Source organism: Saccharopolyspora tripterygii, from assembly GCF_054778355.1.
The window spans coordinates 42,100-64,928 of record NZ_BAAGZP010000014.1; the positions used below are offsets into that span (position 1 = coordinate 42,100).

Consider the following 22,829-nt stretch of genomic DNA (forward strand, 5'->3'; position numbering starts at 1 on the left):
CCGCGCACCCGCTGTTGTGCCGGCGAATCCCCTTCTCGCCGGCCGGAACGGGTGAAGGACCCCCCGAACCAACGACGTTCACACCTCGCCCAGCCCCTCCCGGCGAGGACGTGACCCGAGGGCGGTGCGTGCTACCCGGCGCGCACCGCCCTCCTGCGTGACGAGCGTTGCGCGGGAGGGGTTCTCAGATATCGACGGTGCCCGCCGAGCCGTGGACGGTGATGGTCTGGCCGTCGGTGATGCGCGCGGTGGCGTCGGGAACCCCCACCACCGCGGGGATTCCGTACTCCCGGGCGACGGTCGCGCCGTGCGAGTTGGGTCCGCCCATCTCCATGACCAGGCCGGAAGCGGTCAGGAACAACGGCGTCCACCCCGGATCGGTGGAGGGCGCGACGAGGATGTCGCCGGGTTCGAGCCGCGCCTTCGCGGGGTCCCGCACGACCCGCGCCACTCCGGTGACCGTGCCCGCCGAGGCCGACGTCCCGTGCAGCGCTCCGTCGCTCTTCTCCACCGCCAGCAGCGTTTCCGGTTCGGTCCCGTCGGAGAGCAACAGCCTGGGCAGGTGCTTGCGGCGGAGCTCGCGCTCGTGCACCTCACGGCGGTCGGCGATGAGTCCGCGGTGGTCGGTTCCCCCGATCAACTCCGAGAGCTCTTCGTAGTCGAGGAAGAACACGTCCTCCGGATCGGAAATCCGCCCGGTTCCGGCGAGTTCGGCCCCGATCGCGCGAAGTTGCTCGCGCGCGGCGGCGATGCCGAGGACCGCGCAGTACTTCGGCAGCTCGCGCATCCCGGCCAGCCGCCGCACCCGGTCGAGCAGGAAGGCCGCGAACCTGGCGTGCAGCCGGTTCGGCAACCGGGACACGATCTCGGTCGCCATCACCTGCGCTTCTTCGGCGCACTGCTGGAAGCGCTGCGCCGCGTCGTGACCGGCATCGCCGGTGCGCGCGTAGTTCTCCACCAGCGCCAGCACCTGGTGGGGGTCCTCGGACCAGCGCGGCACGCCGACGTCGATCTCGCCCGCGGTCCGGTGCCCGTGCCGGGCGAGGAAGTCGTCGAGTCCGTGCAGGACGTCAGCGGGCAGGTCCCGGTCCAGGTAGCGGGTGGTCAGGTCGTCGACGCCGGGCCCGATGCGCTGCGCGATCGCCCACAGCTCCAGGTCCATCTCGGTGGTCACGTTGTGCGGGATCCCGGACAGGACCACGTGGATCTCGGCCTCGTCCGCTCTGGTCAGCCGCGGCAGGAGCTGGGAGAGCAGCAGGATCGGCATCATCCGCGGAGCCACATGAGCCATGCATGATGCGGTGGTCCGCTGCAGCGCGTGCCGCGCGGTGCTCAGCCGGTCCTGCGGGGTCGTCGGTTCGGGAGCGGCGAGGTCGGCGCGCAGCGCGTCGACCCGGCGGAACGCCTCGTCGCGTGCGCGCGCGGGGGAGCGCAGCACTCCCGCCAGCAGCAGCGGAATCCTGTTGCGCGCGAGCACCCGCGCGAGGGCGCGGGCCGTCCGCCACGGGACGCCCGGTTCCAGCGGCAGCCGGGGATCGTCCAGCAAGGACTCGTAGACCCGGCCGGTGCGCGCCTCGGCCGCGGCCAGCAGCTTGGGCAGCACGGCGCGACCGATCCGGTTGCGGGTGGTGCCGGTGATGTCCAGGAAGAGCCACCCGCCGGCCGGCCGGAACAGCGCCGGTCGGACACCGGGTGCGGGCAGGCCGAGCTCGCGCAGCACGCCGGTGGCCACCAGGCCGAGCGTCGCGATGCCCATCGGCGTCAGCGGGCGGTAGACGCCCTGCGCGACGTTGACCGACAGGTAGGTCCTCAGCCCGTCCTCGGTCTCCTCCGGCAGCGGGAACAGGGTGGTGATCGGTCGCGATTGCGTCAGCCAGATGCCGTCCGGGCCGATCGCCCACTCCAGGTCCTGCGGTGAGCCGTAGTGCCGCGCCACGTCCCGCCCGAGCGCGGCGAGCGCGCGGGCCTGCTCGTCGCTGATCGACGCGGTCGCCGAGTCCTGGGTGACGGTCTCCACTCCGCCGCCTGCCACGGCGCGCACGCTGGTCGGTTTGTCGCCGGGTCGACCGGTCACCCGGCCGTTCGCGGAGACGGTGAAGTGGTCCGGGGTGACGGCGCCGGAGACCACCGACTCGCCGAGGCCGGTGTTGGCGTCGATGACGCACTCGCCGCGGTTCCCGGTGACCGGGTCGGCGGTGAACAGCACCCCGGCAGCGCTCGCGTCGACCATCCGCTGCACCACGACCGCGAGCCGGACCGAGGCGTGCTCGATGTCGTTGGCCTCGCGGTAGGAGACGGCGCGGTCGGTCCACAGCGAAGCCCAGCACCGGCGAACCGCGTCCAGCACCGCTTCGTCGCCGACGACGTTGAGGTAGGTGTCCTGCTGCCCGGCGAAGCTCGCGTGCGGCAGGTCTTCGGCCGTCGCGGAGGAGCGCACCGCGACGGGGCCCGGGCCGAGCTCGGCGCAGGCGTCGGTGATGGCGGTGGCCAGCTCCGCCGGGAGCGAGGTGGTGGAGAGCCGTTCGCGGATCTCCCCGGCCGAGCCGGGCAGTCCGTCGAGGAGGTCGGTGACCCGGCAGACCCGCTCGTAGGCCTCGGTCGTGACCACGAAGCCCGGCGGTACCCGGAACCCGGCGCCGATCAGCTCCCCAAGGTTGGCGGCCTTGCCGCCGACCGCCTCGCCCGATCCGGCGCGGACCTCGTCCAGTCGCAGCACCTGCACGGCGACCACCTCCTCGTGCGTCGGACCGACCATAGCTCCGCGCGGGACAGAAAATCAACGTGCGTTGAATTTGGGGCCATCAGGGTGATCTCCGGCCAGAACGCCATCATGATCTCCCCGCGCGGGCATCCCCTCTGCGGAGGAAGGAGTGCGATGGAGTGGCTGATGCTGACCGCGGCGGCGGCCGTGGTCCTGGCGCTGGCGCGGCGGTTGCGGCGCTACGCGGTGCGCAGGCGTTCGGTGGCTCGGGCGAAGACCGAGCTGAACTGGTTCCACCCACCGGCGAAGCGGCGGCCGTACGTCCAGGGCTGTGGAAAACACGCGTCGCCGGAACCCGTCGTCGTGCTGCGGCGCATCGACGGTTCTCCCCTCGGGCGAGTGCCGCGACCTGCGATGACACGACGCAGATGAGCGTTCTTCCACAGGTTGTCCCCAGTCATCCACAGGGGTGGGGATGGTTGTCCACAGGCTGTGGAAAAGCCTCCGGGTACGAAAAGACCCTCCACGCGATCTGCGAGGAGGGTCTTCCGGTGTTGCCCGGCAGCGAGGTCAGTGACCCGCTTCCTTGGCGCGCTCGTACGACTTCTTGATCTCGGCCTCCGCCTCCGAACGGCCGACCCACGTGGCGCCCTCCACGCTCTTGCCCGGCTCCAGGTCCTTGTACACCTCGAAGAAGTGCTGGATCTCCAGCCTGTAGAACTCGGAGAGGTGGTGGATGTCCCGCAGGTGCTCCTGACGCGGGTCGTCCGAAGGAACGCAGATGACCTTGTCGTCGCCGCCCTTCTCGTCGCGCATGCGGAACATGCCGATGGCGCGCGACTTGATCAGGCAACCCGGGAAGGTCGGCTCCTGCACCAGGACCAGGGCGTCCAACGGGTCGCCGTCCTCACCCAGGGTGTTGTCGACGAACCCGTAGTCGGCCGGGTACTGCGTCGCGGTGAACAGCGTCCGGTCGAGCTTGATGCGCCCGGACTCGTGGTCCACCTCGTACTTGTTCCGGTTCCCCTTGGGGATCTCGATCGTGACGTCGAAGTCCACGCGGTTCCTCACTCGTCTTGCGTCGGATGCAGTCGCCCGCTCGCGCGCGCGACCACGTCTAGTGTGGACCACGCTCGGGGTCCAGGCCCCACCGCAGTGTGAGAGCTCGCAATCTGGCAGTCTGACCTCCAGTCGAGGAGGAGCACGTGCCCGAACCCCAGAACACCCGGGGTGAGGTGTCCGAAACCGACGTCCGAGCGGCCTCGCCGGACCAGGATGACCGGCCGCGCACCGCTGCGCCGTCCCCGGATCGAGCTGCTGAGATGTCGGAGAACACCCCGCCCGAAAGCGACCCGGCGGAGCACCGAGTGAGCACCGAGAACAGCGATGCCGCCGGAACCGACGAAGCGGCGACCGACTCGGGCGATACCGGTTCGAGCACGCCCGGTTCTGGGACCAAGACCACATCGGCCGACGCGCCGACCGCCACCGTCCGGGTCGCGGGCAGCCTGTTCGCCGACGATTCCGCCGACGGCTCCGATTCCGCCGACGGCTCCGGCAGTGTCGACGGTGTCGACAGCACCGCGCGACTCCAGAAGGCCGACGTCGGGAGCTCCGTCGCCGAGACGCAGAAGCTCGCCAAGCCCGCAGCCGACGAGCCGGCGCAGGACGACTCCGCAGCTGCGGAGCAGGCCGGTTCCGCCCAGGACGCGGACACCGCCGAAGACGCCCCGGAGGACACCCGGGAGGACTCCGCCGAGGAGACCGCCGCCGATTCCGAGGATGCGGAGGACGCTGCGGCGTCCGGGGAAACCGCTGATCGCGAAGGCTCCGATCAGGAGCCGGACCCCTCCGGCGACGAGTCGGCCGAGGCGAGCGCGGCCGATGCCTCCGAGCGGGAGACGTCCGAGGAGGACTCGGGCACTTCCGGTGAGACCTCCGACTCCGCGGACACCGGTTCCGATGCCGACGAGCCGACCTCCGCTGATTCCGCGTCCGAGGACGAAGCCTCGGAGGAGCAAGGCGGAACCGGGTCTGACGAAGCCGCCGCCTCGACCGACCAGGACGAGACCTCGACGGACGAGCAGCCCGGCGAGGCGGAAACGTCCACGTCCGGAGCCGCTTCCACGGAGTCCGGCTCCACCGGCGCCGACGACACCGGCGCTGACGACACCGACTCCGATGCCGATGTCGCCGACGAGCCCGATGCCTCCGACGACGAGGACGCCGTCGTTGCGGGCACAGCCGCTGCAGGTGCCGTTGCAGCAGGCGCCGTCGCTGCGGGCGCCGCCGTCGAGGACGAGACGAGCGCGCCGGAGCCTGAGCCGGGAACGTCCGAGAAGGCGGAACCCGAATCCGCGGCGGAACCGGAGTGGCCCGCCGAGCAGGCTCAGGCTCCGGAAGCGGAGGACGAGCCGGAGGAGCGCCCGGCCGAGCAGACGCAGATGATCGCCGCGGTCCCGGCCGAGGACCCGGTGGCGGAGCCGGAGGAACGTCCGGCCGAGCAGACGCAGATGATCGCCGCGGTCCCGGCCGAGGACCCGGTGGCGGAGCCGGAGGAACGTCCGGCCGAGCAGACGCAGCAGATCTCCCGGGGCGCGCTGGACGAGGCGCTGGCGGCCGAGGGCAAGCAGGAGCCGCCGGAATCCGCCGCCGAGCAGACCAGCCGCATCGACCTCCGGGACCTGCGGACTTCGGCTCCACCGGAGTCGTCGGCGGAGCAGACGCAGTGGATCGACCAGGTCGATGTCGACGGTCCGCGCACGGCGTCGGCCGCCGACTTCGCGGGCCTCGGCGTCCCGCAGGCCGACCCGGGGAGCGGGCTCACGCCGCCCGCGCCGGGACCGCAGGCCGCGCCGCCGCCGCAAGCGCAGCGGGCCTACGCGAGCCCGGAGGACTTCGCCGGGATCTCCGCGCCGCAGGCGCCGTATCGGCCGGATGACGCCACCGACCCGCACGCCTCGCGCGCGGTTCCGCAGCGCGTCCCGTCGCAGTCGCAGCCGGCCGGGACGACGACGTCGCGCAAGGGACGCGGTCCGCTGATCGGCATCGCGGTCGCGCTGGTCGCGCTGCTGGGAGCCGGGGTCGCGTTCGGCCCGTCACTGGTCGACGCGCTGAGCAAGACCCAGATCGCCGACCCGCCCGCGCCCGTCCACCTCGACCCCGAGATCAAGCCGCTGCGCCAAAACGCTCCTGTTCCGGGGCGGTCCGGGATCAGCGCGGCGCTGGCGGGCCCCACGGCCGATCCGGCGCTGGGCACGTTCGGCGGCACCGTCATGGACGCCCGCAGCGGCGAGGTGCTGTGGCAGCGCAACCCCGGTCAGGCGCTGATGCCGGCCTCGACCGGGAAGCTGCTGGCGATGAGCGCGGCCATGCTGGCCCTCGACCACGACGCGCGGCTGACCACGAAGGTGGTGCGCGGCAGCCAGCCGGGCACGGTGGTGCTCGTCGGCGGCGGTGACCCGACGCTGTCCGCGTTGTCCGGCGACCAGGAGTCGGTGTACCCGGGCGCGCCGAAGCTGGACGACCTCGTGTCGCAGGTCAAGGCGGCTTCCGGCGGGAACGTGAACACGGTGCTGGTCGACACCAGCCGCTACCGGGGACCGGCCGCGGCACCCGGCTGGCTGCCGGAGGACGTGGCCGGCGGGTACTACGCGCCGATGGAACCGGTGATGCTCGACGGCGCCCGGGCGGATCCGGCCAAGGACTACACCCCGCGCACGTCCACCCCCGCCTTGCAGGCCGGGCAGGAGCTGGCGAAGCGACTGGGCGCGGCGAGCGCGGCACCGGGCACCGCCCCGGCCAACGCGCAGGTGCTCGGTCACGTGGCCTCGGCGCCGGTGAGCGAGCTGGTCGAGAACGTCCTGCAGCACTCCGACAACGTCCTCGCCGAGGCGCTGACCCGCGAGGTCGCCATCGCCACCGGCAAGGAGCCGTCCTTCGCCGGTGGGGTGCAGGCGGTGCGAGAGGTGTTGCAGCGCAACGGGTTCGACCTCAACGGCACCACGATGGCCGACGGCAGCGGTCTGTCGCTGGACGACCGGATCACGCCGCAGCTGCTCGGTCAGCTCATGCACCGGGCGACCGCCCCCGCCGGTCCCGACGGCGCGCTGCCGGAGAGCTCCGCGAAGCTGCGCGACCTGCTCCCGGGGATGCCCATCGCGGGAGGCAGCGGCAGCCTCGCCGACCGCTACCAGGGCACGCCCGGCCAGGGCTGGGTGCGCGCCAAGACCGGCACCCTCGACGGGGCGAACAGCCTGGCCGGGAGCGTGGTCACCGAGGACGGCAGGCTGCTGGTCTTCGCGATGATGTCCAACGGGACCAGTTCCGTGGTCGCCCGCCCGGCCCTGGACGAGATCGCCGACGCCCTGCGCGGCTGCGGCTGCCGCTGAAGCGCCGGGGGAGCCCGCGACCTGCGCGCTTCCCCGGTTGCGAGATCCTTAACCCCTGGTCACGGCACGAAAGCCTGATACCTCCCGAGCGTTCCGACGGGTACCGTCAGGGAGGTGAACGCCCGACTCGCCACCCTGCCGTCCGCTGAGACGCCCAAGGCGCTGGACTGGAACGTCGCCGTGGGCACCGCCGTCCGGCTGATGCGGCCGGGACCGGAGGTTCCGAGGGCGGACGCCGAGCGGGCCGTGCGCTCGCTGCGGCGGTTCAGCGTCGAAGCCGAGACCCACGTCCGCGAGCTGACCGGCCTGGGGCTGGACCTGCCGGTCGTGGAAGGTGACGTGGTGGACCGGCCGGACTGGGCGCGCGGTGCGGCCTTCGGCCTGGCCGAGCTGACCGGTGCCGCCCTGTCCGCCGCGGACTCGCTGCCTGAGCGCGGCGAGCTCATGGGCGAGATCAGCGCTCGCAGCGCGGGCGTGCAGGCCGGGGTGGTGCTCGCCTACCTGGGCAGCAAGGTCCTGGGCCAGTTCGACCCCTACGGCGAGTCCGGTGTCGAGGGCCAGCGGGGGCGGTTGCTGCTGGTCGCGCCGAACATCGTGGCCGCGCAGCAGTCGCTGGGCGTGCCCTCCGACGACTTCCTCAAGTGGGTGTGCCTGCACGAGTCGACGCACTGGCTCCAGTTCAACGCGGTTCCGTGGCTGCGCGAGCACTTCGCCGCCGGCCTCGGCCAGCTGCTCTCCCAGATGGACGGCGGCAACGCCGAGCTGCTGGGCAGGCTGCCGAACGTCGTGCGCGAGGCCCGCTCGGGCCGCCGGGCGGATTCCAGCCCCGGGATCGTCGGAGTCCTGGAGCTCCTCCAGTCGCCGGAGCAGCGCGCCGCGCTGGACCGGATCATCGCGATCTCCACGCTGCTGGAGGGCCACGCCGACCACGTGATGGACGCCGTCGGACCGCAGGTCGTGCCCAGCGTCGGCACCATCCGGCAGCGCTTCACCGACCGCCGCAACGGAGGCGGCCTGCTCGATCGCATCTTCCGCAGCCTGCTGGGCGTGGACGCCAAGATCCGCCAGTACGCGCAGGGCGCGGCCTTCACCGACCACGTCGTGGACCGGGTCGGCATGACGGGCTTCAACGCCGTCTGGGCCCAGCCCGACAACCTCCCCACGCGCTCCGAGATCACCGAGCCGGACGCCTGGATCCGCAGGGTTCACGGCTGAGGTCTCCCAACCGCGCGGGTCCGCTCCGGGCGGGGAGAATCGGAGGATGCCGCCTGAGCCCGTTGTGAGTGAGACCCGGACCGCCGTGCGGCGGTTGCTGGAGTCCGCCGAGGCCGCGCCGTTCAAGGGCGCACCGCTGGTGGTGGCCTGCTCCGGTGGTGCGGATTCGCTGGCGCTGGCCGCGGCGGTGGCGCACGTGTCCCGCGAGGTCGGGGCGAGCGCGCAGGCCATCGTGGTCGACCACGGCTTGCAGGTGGGCTCGCAGGCGGTCGCCGACGCGGCGGTCGAGCAGCTGGCCGGGCTCGGACTTCCCGCCCAGGTCGTGGGGGTCGCCGTGGACGGCATGGGCGGTCTGGAGGCCGCCGCGCGGAAGGCGCGCTACGCAGCGCTGCGGGCCGAACGCCCCAGCGGTTCGCTGGTGCTGCTCGGCCACACCCTCGACGACCAGGCCGAAACCGTGCTGATGGGGCTCGGCCGCGGCTCCGGTCCTCGCTCGATCGCCGGCATGCGGTCGCTCGACGAGCCGTGGGCGCGCCCGTTCCTGCCGGTCCGCCGGGCCACCACCGAGGCCGCGTGCCTGGCCCAGGGGCTCGACCCGTGGCAGGACCCGCACAACGCCGACTCCCGCTTCACCCGTGTGCGGTTGCGCACAGAGGTCCTCCCGCTGCTGGAGGACGTGCTGCAGGGCGGTGTCGCGGGAGCCCTGGCCCGCACCGCGCGGCAGCTGCGCGAGGACTCCGAGGCGTTGGAGGCCGTCGCCGAGGTGGAGCTCTCCCGCATCCGCGCCGATCAAGGCCTGGATTGCGGCGCGCTGAAGGTGCTCCCGGCCGCGATCCGGCGGCGCGTGCTGCGGGACTGGCTCCGAGACGAAGGCGTGCCCGAAATGACCGATGCGCACTTGCGCTCCGCCGACGCGCTCATCGCCGAGTGGCGGGGGCAGGGCGGCCCGGCGCTCCCGGGTGACTTTGTGCTGCGCCGAGCGCATGGCAGGCTTCGGGTGGAGACGGCGGACCGCAAGCCGCCGAATGGCTGACGGTGCGCCGGCACGATCGTCGGGGCGGGTCTCCGGCTTGGGGAATTGTTGATCCGACAAGAGGGGAAGCCGAGCCGTGTACGACGGCGATATCGCTTCTGTGCTCATCACCGAGCAGCAGATCAAGGACAAGGTCGCGGAGCTGGCCAAGCAGGTCGACGAGGACTACCAGCAGGGCGGTGATCTGCTGCTGGTCGGAGTCCTCAAGGGCGCGGTGATGTTCATGACCGATTTCGCCCGCGCTCTGCCGCAGCCCGCGCAGCTGGAGTTCATGGCGGTCAGCTCGTACGGCTCGTCCACCTCCTCTTCCGGAGTGGTGCGCATCCTCAAGGACCTGGACCGCGACATCGCGGGCAAGCACGTGGTGATCGTCGAGGACATCATCGACTCCGGTCTGACGCTGTCCTGGCTGCTCAAGAACCTCAAGTCGCGGAACCCCGCGTCGCTGGAGGTCTGCACGCTGCTGCGCAAGCCCGACGCCGTGCAGGTCGACGTCCCGGTGAACTACGTCGGATTCGACATCCCGAACGAGTTCGTCGTCGGGTACGGCCTCGACTACGCGGAGCGCTACCGCGACCTGCCCTACATCGGCACCCTCGACCCGCGGGTCTACACCTCGGGCGTGTGATGCGCTGGTTCGATCGTCCCGCCCGCTCCGGGCGGGGCGATCCTAGTAGGCTGGGCGCCCTGTGCTGGGCGCGGCATGGTCGTGCCCGCGCATCGGCCGGTACGCTGGTCTGAAGGGGTTGACGGTGGGTGTCCGCATCAGGGGCCGTCACCCGAAGTAACAGTCAGGGAGGGTCGAGGCCGCCCGTCGGCCGCAAGTGAATGGACCGAAAGCGCCTGCTCCGCAACCCGCTGCTGTGGATCCTGACAGCGTTTCTGCTGATCTACGCATTCAGCGTGCTCTTCGACGAGACTCGCGCCTACCGCGAAGTCTCCACCTCGCAGGCCTTGGAGCAGATCACCCAGGGCAAGGTCAAAGAAGCGACCATCGAGGACAAGGAGCAGCGGGTCCGGCTGACCCTCAACGACGGCCAGAACTTCCAGGGCAGCAACCAGCTGATCGCGAACTACCCCGCCGGCTCGACAGAGCAGGTGGTCGGGGAGATTCGCAACGCCAACGTGCCCAACTGGAACACCAAGGTCACCCAGGACTCGTTCTGGGTGCAGATGCTCTTCTACCTCGTCCCCATCGGCCTGCTCGTGCTGTTGCTGATGTGGATGATGAACAACGTTCAGGGCGGCGGGAACCGCGTCATGAACTTCGGCAAGTCCAAGGCCAAGCAGCTGACCAAGGACATGCCCAAGACGCTGTTCGGCGACGTCGCCGGTGCCGATGAGGCCGTCGAAGAACTGCACGAGATCAAGGACTTCCTGCAGAACCCGGGTCGCTACCAGGCCCTGGGCGCGAAGATCCCGAAGGGCGTGCTGCTCTACGGCCCGCCCGGTACCGGTAAGACCCTGCTGGCCCGCGCGGTCGCAGGCGAGGCCGGCGTGCCGTTCTACTCGATCTCCGGTTCCGACTTCGTCGAGATGTTCGTCGGTGTCGGTGCCTCCCGCGTCCGCGACCTGTTCGAGCAGGCCAAGCAGAACGCTCCGTGCATCATCTTCGTCGACGAGATCGACGCGGTCGGCCGCCAGCGCGGCGCGGGCCTCGGCGGCGGTCACGACGAGCGCGAGCAGACGCTGAACCAGCTGCTCGTCGAGATGGACGGCTTCGACTCGCGCGGCGGCATCATCCTGATCGCCGCCACGAACCGCCCGGACATCCTGGACCCGGCGCTGCTGCGCCCGGGCCGCTTCGACCGCCAGATCCCGGTCTCCGCCCCGGACCTGCGGGGCCGCAAGGCGATCCTGGGCGTGCACTCCAAGGGCAAGCCGTTGTCGCAGGACGTCGACATGGAGGGGCTGGCCAAGCGCACCGTCGGCTTCTCCGGTGCCGACCTGGAGAACGTGGTCAACGAGGCCGCGCTGCTCACGGCCCGCGAGAACGGTCAGCTGATCAACGCCGTCGCGCTGGAGGAGGCCGTCGACCGCGTCGTCGGCGGACCCCGGCGCAAGAGCAAGATCATCTCGGAGCGCGACAAGAAGATCACGGCCTACCACGAGGGCGGGCACGCGCTGGCCGCGTGGGCCATGCCCGACCTGGAGCCGGTCTACAAGCTCACGATCCTGCCGCGCGGCAGGACCGGCGGTCACGCGCTCGTCGTCCCCGAGGACGACAAGGACATGATGACCCGCTCGGAGATGATCGGTCGTCTGGTGTTCGCGCTGGGTGGCCGCTCCGCCGAGGAGCTGATCTTCCACGAGCCGACCACCGGTGCCTCCAGCGACATCGAGCAGGCGACCAAGATCGCCCGCGCGATGGTCACCGAGTACGGCATGACCGCCCGGCTGGGCGCGGTCAAGTACGGCAAGGAGGAGGGCGACCCGTTCCTGGGCCGCACCGCCGGCCAGCAGGCGAACTACTCGCTGGAGGTCGCGCACGAGATCGACGAGGAGGTGCGCAGGCTGATCGAGGCCGCGCACACCGAGGCGTGGGAGGTGCTCAGCACCTACCGCGACGTGCTCGACGACCTCGTGCTGGAGCTCATCGAGAAGGAGACGCTCAACCGCAAGGACCTGGAGCGCGTCTTCTCCCGGGTCGAGAAGCGGCCGCGGATCACCGCGTTCAACGACTTCGGCGGGCGCACCCCGTCGGAGAAGCCGCCGGTCAAGACCCCGGGTGAGCTGGCCAAGGAGCGCGGTGAGCCGTGGCCCCCGGTCACCGAGGAACCGACCCCGGCGCCTGCGCAGAACACCGAGGAGCAGCTGCAGAACGGCACGCCCGCTCCCGTCCAGGAGCAGGAGCCGGCGGGTGCCGGCGCCAACCAGGGCACGGTGCAGTACCAGCAGCCGCAGTCGGGTCAGCAGGTTCCCTCCGCGGTGCCGCCGAACTACGGTGCACCTCCTGGATGGACCCCAGCGACCAACCCGTCCGGTTCGAACTACAACTGGACCCCTTCCTGGGAACGCGGCCAGCAGCCGTCCGAGAAGGGTGAGTCGCAGTCCGAACGGCCCGAGGGCCAGGACTCGTCCAGGGACAACGGCAGCGGCAACAACGGCCGCTGATACTGGCGGGCGCAGCGCCCGCCGGGGCGCTGCGAAGCCAGTGGAGGAAAGCAACAGTGACCAACCCGGTCGACGAGCCGATCGGGGCGGGGGACACCCGCCCCGACGGCTCTTTTCACATCCCGCAGTTCGACCAGGCGCGCGCCGAGGCCGCGGTCCGGGAACTGCTCCTCGCAGCTGGTGAGGACCCCGAGCGCGACGGCTTGAGGGAGACGCCGCAGCGCGTCGCCCGCGCCTACCGCGAGCTGTTCGCGGGGCTCTACACCGACCCGGACGAGGTCCTGGACAAGACCTTCGACGAGGCCCACGAAGAACTCGTCCTGGTGCGGGACATCCCCGTGTACTCGCAGTGCGTGCCGAGCAAGCAAACCGTCAACTTGGTCGGTGGAGCGAAACGCGCTCGGGACGTCCAGCTCGGAGATCGTTTCTGGACCCTCGTCGATGGCAAGGTCGAGCAGACCGAAGTCGTCGGGGTGAGCTCCCATGAGAAGCGTGAACTCGTCGAAGTCGTCACGGAGAAGGGTCGATTCCAGGTCACTCCTGATCACCCGCTGGCAACCCCGCAGGGTTGGCAGGAAGCCAAGGACGTGGAGGGGACCTACATCGAGTGGACCCCGCCGAGGAAGTTGTGCCGTCAGCGGTGGCAGCCGATGGTGGGATACGAGTTCGGTTACGTCCTGGGCGCCTTGTGCTCGGACGGCACGGTGGGCGACACCTGCGTCTCGTTGGTGGTCAACGACCGTGACTTCGCGAAGCAATTCGCCTACGCACTCGACCAGGCCTTCGGTATCGATGCGTCGATCGAAGAGGTCGAGAGGCCGTCCGGTTATCTCCAACGCCAGGTCGAAGGCTTCCGAGTGCGAGTCGTGTCGTCGTACTTGGCGGATTTGGTGAGGCAGTACGTGGGGGGCGACGCGCATCACCAGAGGCAGCGGTTCCCGCGAGTCGTGATGTCCAACGAGATCACGTTCCGCGGCTTTCTGAACGGCTACGTCGATGGCGACGGGTTCCGGTCGAAGAGTGGGCGCGGCCGGATGTTGACGAGCATGAACGCTGGCTTCCTGGCAGACGTTGCTCAGGTGCTCGGTGCTCGGTTCACGCCGAAGAGCCCCGACGTCTCGCGGCTGTGGGTCGCCGATGACTGGCCGCTGCGGCACGGCTTCAGTCAGGAGTCCCATCGCACCGACTTGATCGAGTCGCAGTGGGTCAAGGTCGAGTCGGTTCAGCGCCTTGAGGCGAACGGGGCCAAGCCGTACACGGTGTACAGCTACAAGTGCGAACCGCACCCGACCTTCCTGATCAGCGGGCATTTGACGCACAACTGCGAACATCACCTTCTGCCCTTCCACGGCAACGCGCACATCGGGTACATCCCGAACTCGCAGGGCCGGGTGACCGGGCTGTCCAAGCTGGCCCGCCTGGTCGACCTCTACGCCAAGCGCCCGCAGGTGCAGGAAAGGCTGACCTCGCAGGTCGCCGATGCCCTGGTGCGCAAGCTGGAACCGCGCGGCGTGATCGTGGTGATCGACGCCGAGCACCTGTGCATGGGGATGCGCGGGGTGCGCAAGGCGGGTTCGACGACCACGACATCGGCGGTGCGCGGCATCTTCCGCAGCTCGGCTTCGTCCCGCTCCGAGGCGTTGTCGCTGATCAGGGGGCGTTGATGCACCCGAAGTTGCCGAACCCGACGCGCTGCGCGGTGATGGGGATCCTCAACGTCACACCGGATTCCTTCTCCGACGGCGGGCGTTACCTGGACCGGGCGGCGGCGGTGGCGCACGGCGTCGAGATGCACCGCATGGGCGCGGACATCATCGACGTCGGAGGTGAGTCCACCCGGCCCGGTTCGGAGCGGGTGGACGCGGCCACCGAGATCGAGCGGGTCCTGCCGGTCGTGCGCGAGCTGGTCGCAGCCGGTGTCCCGGTCAGCGTGGACACCACCCGCGCCAAGGTCGCGGCCGCGACCGCGGGCGCGGGCGCGTCGGTGATCAACGACGTCTCCGGCGGCCTGGCCGACCCGGGGATGGCGCACGTAGCGGCCGACACGGGCCTGCCGTGGGTGCTGATGCACTGGCGCGGGCACAGCAAGGACATGAACTCCCTCGCCGAGTACGGCGACGTGGTCGCCGACGTGCGCGAGGAGCTGCTCAAGCAGGTCGACGTGGCGGTGCGGGCGGGCGTCGCCGAGGAGGCGATCGTGCTCGACCCGGGCCTGGGGTTCGCCAAGACCGGCAGGCACGACTGGCAGCTGCTGCAGAACCTCGACAGCCTCATCGACCTGGGATTCCCGGTTCTGGTCGGGGCTTCCCGGAAGCGCTTCCTCGGCACGCTGCTGGCCGATGATGACGGGGCTCCACGCTCGCCGGAGGGCCGCGAGACCGCCACCGCCGTGGTCTCCGCGCTGTCCGCGGACAGGGGAGCGTGGGGGGTGCGGGTGCACGACGTGCGGCGCTCGCTGGACGCGGTGGCGGTGACCGCCGAGTGGCGCAGCGGAGGAGAGTGCGTTGGCTGACCGGATCACGCTGACCGGACTGCAGGTCCGCGGCAACCACGGCGTCTTCGACCACGAGAAGCAGGACGGCCAGGACTTCTCGGTCGACATCACCGTCTGGCTCGATCTGGCCGATGCCGCGGCCACCGACGACCTGAGCAAGACGCTGCACTACGGCGAGCTCGCGGAGATGGCGGCCGGGATCGTCGGCGGTCCGTCCCGGGACCTCATCGAAACCGTCGCCGCCGAGATCGCCGACGAGGTGATGCGCGACGAGCGCGCCTTCGCCGCCGAGGTCACGCTGCACAAACCGCACGCGCCGATCCCGCTGGCCTTCGCCGACGTCGCGGTCACCATCCGGCGCTCCCGCAGGGGCGGGCGCGGCAACGTGGTGCCGGCGTGAGCCGAGCGGTCCTGTCCCTCGGCTCGAACCTCGGCGACCGGTTGCGCTACCTGCGTCTGGCGGTCGAGGGCTTCGCCGACGCGCTGGTCGCCGCCTCGCCCGTCTACGAGACCGCGCCCTGGGGCGTCACCGACCAGCCCGACTTCCTCAACGCGATCCTCGTCGTCGAGTCCCCGGACGTCGACGAGTGGGGCTGGCTCCGCCGCGCCCAGGAGCTGGAGCGGCAGGCCGAACGCGTCCGCGAGCAGCGCTGGGGGCCCAGGACGCTGGACGTGGACGTGGTCGTGGTGGACGAGGTCCGCAGCGATCACCCGGACCTCGTGCTCCCGCACCCGGGAACCCCGAGCCGCGCCACGGTCCTCATCCCGTGGCTGGCGGTGGACCCCGACGCCCGCGTTCCCGGGCACGGACCGGTCGCCGACATCCTCGCGACCCTCCCCAGCGCGGACGTCGAGGACGTCCACCTCAGAGCGGACCTGACCCTCCACTAGGGAGCCCGGGACCCTGAGTTCTCGCCGGAGCGTCGGTGCCCGATCTCCCAGTTTTAGGGGTCGTTTCAGTATCGCCTTGCTTGGCGGTGCGGGTAGCGGAACCTCACACGCCGCCTGGGCTCCGTGCGCCGCGACTTATGTATGCCAATACACGGCGTCGCGGCGTACTCACCCAGACGGCGTGTGAGAACCCGCGGCGGTGCGGGCTGAGTCCCACACCTGAAGCAACGGCTCCGCCGCATTCTGAAACGACTCCTTAGTCCAAACCGAGGACCTTCGGTGTCCGTTTTGTCTGCTCAGTTTGGACTAAAACTGGGCGCTGCCGCGATCCGAATTCGAAGCAGCTACCCAAAACCGGCGGGCTCGTTCGCGGATCTGGTGGAGGTGGGATGCTTGGGGGGTGGCACGGCGCACTGAGCAGATGAGCTTCACCAAGCCCGGACAACTGGTCGCGGCGGGGTTGGTGGCCGCAGCGGTCGTCTTCCTGGTCTCCCGCCTGATGTACGGGGATCTCCCACCGCTCCCGCTGCTCGCCGGAGCGACGCTGCTGCTGATCGCCGTCGTGGACGTGGTGCTCGCCGCGGTGCTGAAACCCCGCGTGCGGCGCAAGCCCGGCGTGGAGCCCGTCGAGTCGCTGACCGCAGCACGAGCGGTCGCGCTGGCGAAGGCGTCGTCGCTGGCCGGGGCGATCATGGCCGGTGCCTGGATCGGACTGCTCGGACACCTGCTGCCGATGCTGAGCACTGTGGAGGCCGCGCGGTCGGACACCTTCGCGGCCGTCGTCGGGGTGATCAGCGCGGCCGCGCTGATCGGCGCGGGACTGTGGTTGGAGCACTGCCTCCGCAACCCCGACGATCCCGAAGACCCCTGCGAGGACGAGTGATCGCGCACATCGCTGGTCCGTTCGGATCAGCGCCCCATCCGCTGCGCTGGGCAATGTGCTGAGGGTTTGGCTCACCTTCAGGTCTCGAACTGATAACCGCCTTGTACGGTGGCGCCATGTCCGAGCGCGGCACTACCGACAACGACCCCGGCAGCGGGCGATCCAACCTCCTGTGGGGCGGCGCGCTCGTGCTCGCCGCAGCGGCGACGTCGTTGCTGGTCCTCAGCGACGACGCCCGGATGCTCCGGCTCGGTCTGATCGCGGCGCTGTGGGCGGCTCTCCTGGGCGCTTTCGCGGTGGCGCGGCTGCGGCACCGGGTGGCGGAGAGCGAGCAGGCCGTCGCCGACCAGCAGCGGATCTACGAGCTGGAGCTGGAGCGCGAGATCGCCGCGCGCCGCGAGCACGAGGCGGAAGCCGAGGCCGAGGCGAGGCGCCGCGCGTCCGAGGAGTCCGGTGAGCAGATCCGCGCGTTGCAGGCCGAGCTGACCAAGCTGCGCACGACCCTGGAACAGGTGATCGGTGGGGACGTGCTCTTCGAGCGGGTCGCGCTGCGCGCGGAGTCCACGCGGGTCCGCTCGCTGCCGGAGCGTTCGCAGGGCGAGACGAAGCTCGTCCAGCACCGGCCCCAGCGCCCCAAGACGATCCACCAGCCGGTCCAGCAGAAGCAGCCCGCTCCGGTGCAGGCGGCCGCTCCGGTTCCGGCCTCCGCTGCGGCGAAGACGGACGTGATGGCCCGGCTCTCCGGCGAGGTGCCGCTCGACGCGCCGAAGCGGGAACCGGAGCAGCAGACGCCGAAACCGCAGATGGCGCAGGCCTTCTCGCAGCGCCGAGAGGCGCAGCGCCCGGAACCGCAGGGATTCCCGCAGACCCCGGCGACGCAGACCGCAGCGCCGCAGGACCCGGCACCGCAGGCCGCAGCACCGCAGGCCGCAGCGCCGCAGGCGCAAGCGCCGCAGCGTCCCGAGCCGCAGCGTCCCGAGCCGCAGCGTCCCGAGCCGCAGCGTCCGGACCGGACCGCTTACGAGCGGCCGAGCCCGGCGCCCGACCCGGCAGGCGCGCACACGGCGGGCACCTCGGTCGACGACCTCATCGCGGCCTACGGCGGAGCCTCCGACACGCAGCGCCGCCGCCGTCGTCGCTCCTGAACGCGGCGGAAGGTGACCAATCGGACCCGTGCTGATTCGCGTTCTCTAGGGTCTGGGGCGTGTCGAGTAATGATCACGCGGAGGCGGTCGCTGACGTCTCCCGCGCGCGCCGGCTGCAGAGCCGCAAGCACCACGCCGTCGGTTGGCCGATCGCCGGTCTGATCCTGCTCGGGATGATCGGGCTGGTCATGCTGGGGATCACGACGTCCAGGGTCGGTGCTCTGCCCGCCGTTTTCGGTGCCGCCGCCGCCCTCCTCCCGGTCGGTGTCGTGGTGGCCGCGACGGTGTGGATCGACCGCTGGGAGCCCGAACCGCCGATGCTGATGATCGGCGCGTTCCTCTGGGGCGCGGGCGGTGCCACGGCCTGCTCGCTGCTGCTCAACAACACCTCGCAGTCGGTGGCGAACCTGCTGATGGGCCACGGTGATCACCGCTTCTTCCTGACCGCGGTGATAGGGCCGGTGGTGGAGGAAGCCGCCAAGGCCGTGTTCGTGGTGGGGCTGTGGATGCGCCGCCGAGCCGAGTTCAACGGGCTGGTCGACGGCATCGTCTACGCGTCGCTGACCGCGGCCGGTTTCGCCTTCACCGAGAACATCCTCTACTTCGGCAAGGCCTTCGCCGACGGTGGAGTGACCGGGGGAGCGGTCGTCGCGCTGTTCGTGCTGCGCGGCGTCCTCGCGCCGTTCTCGCACCCGCTGTTCACCGCGATGTTCGGGATCGCCGTCGGTTTCGCGTGGGGCGCTCGGACCCGGCTCCAGCAGTTGGGCTGGCTGCTCGCCGGTTATCTCGTCGCGGTGCTGCTGCACGCGGTGTGGAACTCGGCGACGTTCCTCGGCGGGACCGGCTTCATCAACGTCTACTTCCTGATCATGGTGCCGGTCTTCCTCGGCACGTTCGCCCTGATCATGTGGCAGCGCAAGCGCGAGCAGCGCATCGTCGTCGCGCAGCTGCCCAAGCTGGAGCGGGCCGGGTTGGTCGCCCGCAGCGAGATGGAGCTGCTGGCGAGTCTGACCGGCAGGCAGGGCTGGCTGCGCAAGGTCAAGCGCCACGCCGGTCCCCAGGCCGCCAAGTCGGTGCGCGACTACCAGATCGCGGTCACCGAGCTGGCGTTCCTGCAGCACCGCTCGGAGGCGGGGCGCACCACCAGCGCCGCACGTCGCGCGCGGCGGGACAAGCTGATCGTCGACCTCAAGCAGGCCCGCCGGTCGGCCGCCGGTCGGCAGGAAGCGATCCAGACGGCCAGGATCAACATCGACGAGCTCACCCGCCGGGTCCCGAAACCACGGCCGTGAGGTCCGCCCTCCGCGAGGTGGCGGGCGAAGCATCACCAGGGTGGTTCTCGCCACCTTTGGCGGGCGTGGAGTAGCCCCGGCCCGGGGTGTTGGGGCTACTCTCGCGGCGCTGTCTGGTACCCGGTATCGGGACTGGAACGGTTTGGGAGGAACACGTGGCGATGTCCGCTGAACCCACGGGCCCACGGCTGCGAGCAGGAGTGATCTCCGCCGGCCGGGTGGGCTCCGTCCTGGGTGCCGCGCTGCAGCGGGTCGGGCACGAGGTCGTCGGTGTCTCGGCGGTGTCGGACGCCTCGCTGCGCCGTGCCGAGGAGCTGCTGCCGGGCGTGCCGATCGAGCCGCCGGACGTGGTCGCGGGCAGTGCCGAACTGCTGGTCCTGGCCATCCCGGACGACGCGATCCCCGGCATGGTGCGGGGTCTCGCTTCCGCGGGTGCGCTGCGCGCGTCCCAGCTGATCGTGCACACCTCGGGTTCGCAGGGCGTGGCCGCGCTGGCCCCGGCCGCCGCGCTCGGCGCGCTGCCGATGGCGATGCACCCCGCGATGACCTTCACCGGTCGCTCCGAGGACGTCGAGCGGCTCTCCGACGCCTGCATGGTCATCACCGCCGACGAGATCACCGGCTGGAGCGTCGCCGAGAGCATCGCGATCGAGCTGGGCATGGAGCCGGTGCGCCTGCCGGAGGAGGCCCGCCCGCTCTACCACGCGGCCCTCACCCACGGCGCGAACCACCTGATCACGCTGGTCAACGAGTGCCAGCAGCTGCTGCGCGACGCCGGGGTGGAGGTGCCGGGCCGGGTGATGGCGCCGCTGCTGTCGGCGTCCCTGGACAACGCGCTGCGGCTCGGCGACCGGGCCTACACCGGTCCGGTCGTGCGCGGTGATGCGGGAACGGTGCGCGGGCACCTGCGCACGTTGTCCGACGCCGATCCGGATGTCGTTCCCGGCTACCGGGAACTGGCCCGGCGCACGGCGTTCCGGGCGGAGCGGAGCGGAATGCTGCGCGACGACGTCGCCGCGCGGGTGCGCGAGGCGCTCGACGAGGAGCAGGCTTGATCCGCGATCTTCGCGGCGAGGACATGGAGTCGACGATGACCGACAACCCCGGCTACCGGCGCGGCGAGCTGACCGTGCACGCCGACCCGGCGGAGCTGGCGCGGGTCACCCGCGCGCTGCGCTCGACCGGCCGCAAGGTGCACCTGGTGCCCACGATGGGTGCGCTGCACCGCGGTCACCTGGAGCTGATCAAGCGAGCCCGCCAGGACATCAACGCCGTCGTGGTGGTGTCGATCTTCGTCAACCCGCTGCAGTTCGGGCCGAATGAGGACTTCGAGCGCTACCCGCGGACCTTCGAGGCCGATGTCGAGGCCTGCCGCGAAGCCGGTGTCGGCCTGGTCTTCGCGCCGGACGTGGACGCCATGTACGGCGGTGGCAGGGAGCTGTCGGTGCACGCAGGGCCGCTGGGCGAGGAGCTCGAAGGCGCCAGCCGCGCGGGGCACTTCGACGGGATGCTTACCGTGGTGCTCAAGCTGCTCAACATCGTGCGCCCGGACCTGGCGTTCTTCGGCGAGAAGGACTACCAGCAGCTGGTGCTGATCCGGAAGATGGCGCGGCAGTTCGACCTGGACTCCGCGATCCAGGGCATCCCGATCGTCCGGGAGTCCGACGGCCTGGCCCTGTCCAGCCGCAACGTCTACCTCGATGAGGAGCAGCGGCGGGCGGCGCTGGCGCTCTCGGCGTCGCTGACCGCCGCCGCGCACGCGGCCGTGGGCGGGCCGGAGGCGGTCTTGGCGGCGGCGCGCGAGGTGCTGGCCACCGAACCGCTGGTGCAGCCGGACTACCTGGAGCTGCGCGACCCGGACCTGGGTCCGGCGCCGGAGTCCGGCGAGGCGCGCCTGCTGGTGGCCGCGAAGGTCGGCTCCACCAGACTGCTCGACAACGCGATGGTCCTGCTCGGCGAGTGAATCCGGCCCTAGGAGGTCAGCGATGTTCCGCACGATGTTGAAGTCCAAGGTCCACCGGGCCACCGTCACCCAGGCCGACCTGCACTACGTCGGCTCGGTGACCGTCGACAAGGACCTGATGGAAGCGGCCGATCTGCTGCAGGGCGAGCAGGTCGCGATCGTCGACGTCACCAACGGCGCCCGGCTCGAGACCTACGTGATCACCGGAGAGCGGGGTTCCGGGGTGATCGGGATCAACGGGGCCGCCGCGCACCTGATCGAGCCCGGTGACATCGTCATCCTCATCGCCTACGGCGTGATGGACGAGCTCGAAGCCCGTTCGTTCCAGCCCAAGGTGATCTTCGTCGACGCCGACAACAAGCCGGTGGAGCTGGGCACCAACCCCGGTCGCGCACCGGAGGGCTCGGGTCTGCTGACCTCGCAGGCCGACGCGGAGACCGATGATGCGGCCAAGCTGGACGCCCTGCTCCAGCAGCCCGAGAACTGACCGGTTCAAGAGTCTGTTGGTGGCCTTGCTCAGCGGTGCGGGTAGCGGAACCTCAGACGCCGTCTGAGAACCCGCGGCGGTGCCGGTTGCTCAGGTGGGGCGAGGAGAAAGCCCCTTCGGCGCTTGCCTGACGTGTTTGTGAAGGGATCGCTCGTGCTGCTGGCCATCGACGTCGGAAACACCAACATCGTTCTCGGTCTGTACGACGACGTCACCGATCCGCCGGACGTGGCCGCGACGCTGGTCCGGGACTGGCGGATGCGCACCGAACCGCGCATGACGGCCGATGAGATGGCGCTGACCATGCGCGGTCTGCTCGGCGAGCACGCGGAGGAGGTCACCGGCATCGCGGCCCTGTCGACGGTGCCGGCTCTGCTGCGCGAGCTGCGGGTGATGCTGGACCGCTACTGGAGCGAGGTTCCGCGGGTGGTCGTGGAGCCCGGGGTTCGCACCGGCGTCCCGCTGCTGGTGGACAACCCGAAGGAGGTCGGGGCGGACCGGGTGATCAACACCTTGGCCGCGCACCACCTGCACGCCAGCAACTGCGTGGTGGTGGACTTCGGGACCTCGACCAACATCGACGCCATCTCGGCCAAGGGCGAATTCCTCGGTGGCGCTTTCGCCCCGGGCGTGGAGATCTCGCTGGACGCGCTGGCGTCCCGCGCCGCCCAGCTGCGCAAGGTCGAACTGGTCCGCCCGCGTTCGGTCATCGGGAAGAACACCGTGGAATGCCTTCAGTCCGGAATTCTTTTCGGATTCGCGGGTCAGGTCGACGGACTCGTCCGGCGAATCGTGGACGAGCTCGAAACCACTCACGGGGGTCCCACCACGGTGCTGGCCACCGGGGGCCTTGCCCCGCTGGTCTTCTCCGAATCCACGACGATCACACATCACGTCCCGGACCTCACGCTCCTCGGTCTGCGCCTCGTCTACGACCGCAACTTCCGCTGACCGCACGACAGCGATCAGCCGGGAAGCGCTCGTCGGGCGAGCCGCGAAGTCGCTCTCCCGGTGTCGCTATCCCGGTGTCGTGACGTCGGGTCGTGGGCTCGGGTTCCCTTGTGGGCGGGTGGGGAAGTTTTCATGAAAACTTCCCCCCCAAAAAAAAGACGCATCAGGAGTGGTGCGCGGGAAGCCGGGAACCGGTCGGGTTCACGCGTCCGCACCGCCGAGCAGGCCGCCGAAAGCCGACAGCGCACCACTACGTACCCTGTTTCGCG

The 22,829-nt window shown here is 70.6% G+C and carries 18 protein-coding genes and 2 pseudogenes; 18 read left to right on the forward strand and 2 right to left on the reverse strand.

Features of this window, described 5'->3' with window-relative positions; all coding sequences use genetic code 11:
* Positions 1-184 precede the first annotated feature (184 nt).
* Positions 185-2,755: a PEP/pyruvate-binding domain-containing protein gene (locus ACYVF3_RS11245; protein ID WP_461154163.1), complete on the reverse strand. Its 2,571-nt coding sequence runs from the start codon at positions 2,753-2,755 to the stop codon at positions 185-187.
* A gap of 120 nt (positions 2,756-2,875) precedes the next feature.
* On the opposite strand from ACYVF3_RS11245, the gene ACYVF3_RS11250 reads away from it, so the two are divergent.
* The gene (locus ACYVF3_RS11250; protein ID WP_461154164.1) at positions 2,876-3,133 is read left to right on the forward strand and encodes a hypothetical protein; all 258 of its coding nucleotides are present in this window, start codon (positions 2,876-2,878) and stop codon (positions 3,131-3,133) included.
* A gap of 138 nt (positions 3,134-3,271) precedes the next feature.
* On the opposite strand, the gene ACYVF3_RS11255 is transcribed toward ACYVF3_RS11250, so the two are convergent.
* Positions 3,272-3,760: an inorganic diphosphatase gene (locus ACYVF3_RS11255; RefSeq protein ID WP_461154165.1), complete on the reverse strand. Its 489-nt coding sequence runs from the start codon at positions 3,758-3,760 to the stop codon at positions 3,272-3,274.
* A 146-nt stretch (positions 3,761-3,906) separates the two neighbouring features.
* On the opposite strand from ACYVF3_RS11255, the gene dacB reads away from it, so the two are divergent.
* From dacB to ACYVF3_RS11340, 17 genes and pseudogenes are all read left to right on the forward strand, one after another.
* Positions 3,907-7,092, forward strand: coding sequence for a D-alanyl-D-alanine carboxypeptidase/D-alanyl-D-alanine endopeptidase (dacB, locus tag ACYVF3_RS11260; protein ID WP_461154166.1), 3,186 nt, complete (start codon positions 3,907-3,909; stop codon positions 7,090-7,092).
* Positions 7,093-7,206: 114 nt separating this feature from the next.
* Positions 7,207-8,307, forward strand: coding sequence for a zinc-dependent metalloprotease (locus ACYVF3_RS11265; protein WP_461154167.1), 1,101 nt, complete (start codon positions 7,207-7,209; stop codon positions 8,305-8,307).
* 46 nt (positions 8,308-8,353) lie between these two features.
* A complete protein-coding gene (tilS, locus tag ACYVF3_RS11270; RefSeq protein ID WP_461154168.1) occupies positions 8,354-9,340 on the forward strand; it encodes a tRNA lysidine(34) synthetase TilS in 987 nt (328 codons plus the stop codon).
* Between the two features lie 76 nt (positions 9,341-9,416).
* A complete protein-coding gene (gene hpt / locus ACYVF3_RS11275; RefSeq protein ID WP_461154169.1) occupies positions 9,417-9,968 on the forward strand; it encodes a hypoxanthine phosphoribosyltransferase in 552 nt (183 codons plus the stop codon).
* Between the two features lie 200 nt (positions 9,969-10,168).
* Entirely contained in the window at positions 10,169-12,454 is a 2,286-nt protein-coding gene (gene ftsH, locus ACYVF3_RS11280; protein ID WP_461154170.1) for an ATP-dependent zinc metalloprotease FtsH, read from the forward strand.
* A gap of 80 nt (positions 12,455-12,534) precedes the next feature.
* Positions 12,535-12,807 (forward strand): annotated as a pseudogene (locus ACYVF3_RS11285) (GTP cyclohydrolase I); the annotation flags it as partial.
* 969 nt (positions 12,808-13,776) lie between these two features.
* Positions 13,777-14,118, forward strand: a pseudogene (gene folE / locus ACYVF3_RS11290) (GTP cyclohydrolase I); the annotation flags it as partial.
* Positions 14,118-14,966 carry a dihydropteroate synthase gene (gene folP, locus ACYVF3_RS11295; protein ID WP_461154171.1) on the forward strand — a complete coding sequence of 283 codons (849 nt, stop codon included), beginning with the start codon at positions 14,118-14,120 and terminating at the stop codon, positions 14,964-14,966. The pseudogene folE and the gene folP, both read left to right, overlap by 1 nt.
* Positions 14,959-15,348, forward strand: a complete 390-nt coding sequence (folB, locus tag ACYVF3_RS11300; protein WP_461154172.1) for a dihydroneopterin aldolase — start codon at positions 14,959-14,961, stop codon at positions 15,346-15,348. The genes folP and folB overlap by 8 nt, the downstream gene beginning before the upstream one ends.
* On the forward strand, positions 15,345-15,839 hold the full coding sequence (gene folK / locus ACYVF3_RS11305) for a 2-amino-4-hydroxy-6-hydroxymethyldihydropteridine diphosphokinase (RefSeq protein WP_461154173.1): 495 nt from the start codon (positions 15,345-15,347) through the stop codon (positions 15,837-15,839). Before folB ends, folK begins: the two co-directional genes overlap by 4 nt.
* A 421-nt stretch (positions 15,840-16,260) precedes the next feature.
* The gene (locus ACYVF3_RS11310) at positions 16,261-16,722 is read left to right on the forward strand and encodes a DUF3180 domain-containing protein (protein WP_461154281.1); all 462 of its coding nucleotides are present in this window, start codon (positions 16,261-16,263) and stop codon (positions 16,720-16,722) included.
* 116 nt (positions 16,723-16,838) lie between these two features.
* Complete coding sequence (locus tag ACYVF3_RS11315; RefSeq protein WP_461154174.1) at positions 16,839-17,867, forward strand: DUF6779 domain-containing protein; 1,029 nt, start codon at positions 16,839-16,841, stop codon at positions 17,865-17,867.
* 59 nt (positions 17,868-17,926) lie between these two features.
* Positions 17,927-19,159: a PrsW family intramembrane metalloprotease gene (locus ACYVF3_RS11320; protein WP_461154175.1), complete on the forward strand. Its 1,233-nt coding sequence runs from the start codon at positions 17,927-17,929 to the stop codon at positions 19,157-19,159.
* Between the two features lie 161 nt (positions 19,160-19,320).
* A complete protein-coding gene (locus ACYVF3_RS11325; protein ID WP_461154176.1) occupies positions 19,321-20,214 on the forward strand; it encodes a Rossmann-like and DUF2520 domain-containing protein in 894 nt (297 codons plus the stop codon).
* Between the two features lie 23 nt (positions 20,215-20,237).
* Entirely contained in the window at positions 20,238-21,122 is an 885-nt protein-coding gene (gene panC / locus ACYVF3_RS11330; protein WP_461154282.1) for a pantoate--beta-alanine ligase, read from the forward strand.
* Between the two features lie 22 nt (positions 21,123-21,144).
* Positions 21,145-21,609: an aspartate 1-decarboxylase gene (gene panD, locus ACYVF3_RS11335; protein WP_461154177.1), complete on the forward strand. Its 465-nt coding sequence runs from the start codon at positions 21,145-21,147 to the stop codon at positions 21,607-21,609.
* A 153-nt stretch (positions 21,610-21,762) separates the two neighbouring features.
* Positions 21,763-22,560 carry a type III pantothenate kinase gene (locus ACYVF3_RS11340; RefSeq protein WP_461154283.1) on the forward strand — a complete coding sequence of 266 codons (798 nt, stop codon included), beginning with the start codon at positions 21,763-21,765 and terminating at the stop codon, positions 22,558-22,560.
* Positions 22,561-22,829 lie beyond the last annotated feature (269 nt).

Bases quoted from the DNA above. Each gene is read 5' to 3' on its own strand.
- ACYVF3_RS11315 (WP_461154174.1), top strand. From the start codon at position 16,839: ATGTCCGAGCGCGGCACTACCGACAACGACCCCGGCAGCGGGCGATCC.
- panC (WP_461154282.1), top strand. From the start codon at position 20,238: ATGGAGTCGACGATGACCGACAACCCCGGCTACCGGCGCGGCGAGCTG.
- ACYVF3_RS11250 (WP_461154164.1), top strand. From the start codon at position 2,876: ATGGAGTGGCTGATGCTGACCGCGGCGGCGGCCGTGGTCCTGGCGCTG.
- ACYVF3_RS11310 (WP_461154281.1), top strand. From the start codon at position 16,261: ATGAGCTTCACCAAGCCCGGACAACTGGTCGCGGCGGGGTTGGTGGCC.
- folP (WP_461154171.1), top strand. From the start codon at position 14,118: ATGCACCCGAAGTTGCCGAACCCGACGCGCTGCGCGGTGATGGGGATC.
- panD (WP_461154177.1), top strand. From the start codon at position 21,145: ATGTTCCGCACGATGTTGAAGTCCAAGGTCCACCGGGCCACCGTCACC.
- ACYVF3_RS11325 (WP_461154176.1), top strand. From the start codon at position 19,321: ATGTCCGCTGAACCCACGGGCCCACGGCTGCGAGCAGGAGTGATCTCC.
- tilS (WP_461154168.1), top strand. From the start codon at position 8,354: ATGCCGCCTGAGCCCGTTGTGAGTGAGACCCGGACCGCCGTGCGGCGG.
- ftsH (WP_461154170.1), top strand. From the start codon at position 10,169: ATGGACCGAAAGCGCCTGCTCCGCAACCCGCTGCTGTGGATCCTGACA.
- ACYVF3_RS11245 (WP_461154163.1), bottom strand. From the start codon at position 2,755: ATGGTCGGTCCGACGCACGAGGAGGTGGTCGCCGTGCAGGTGCTGCGA.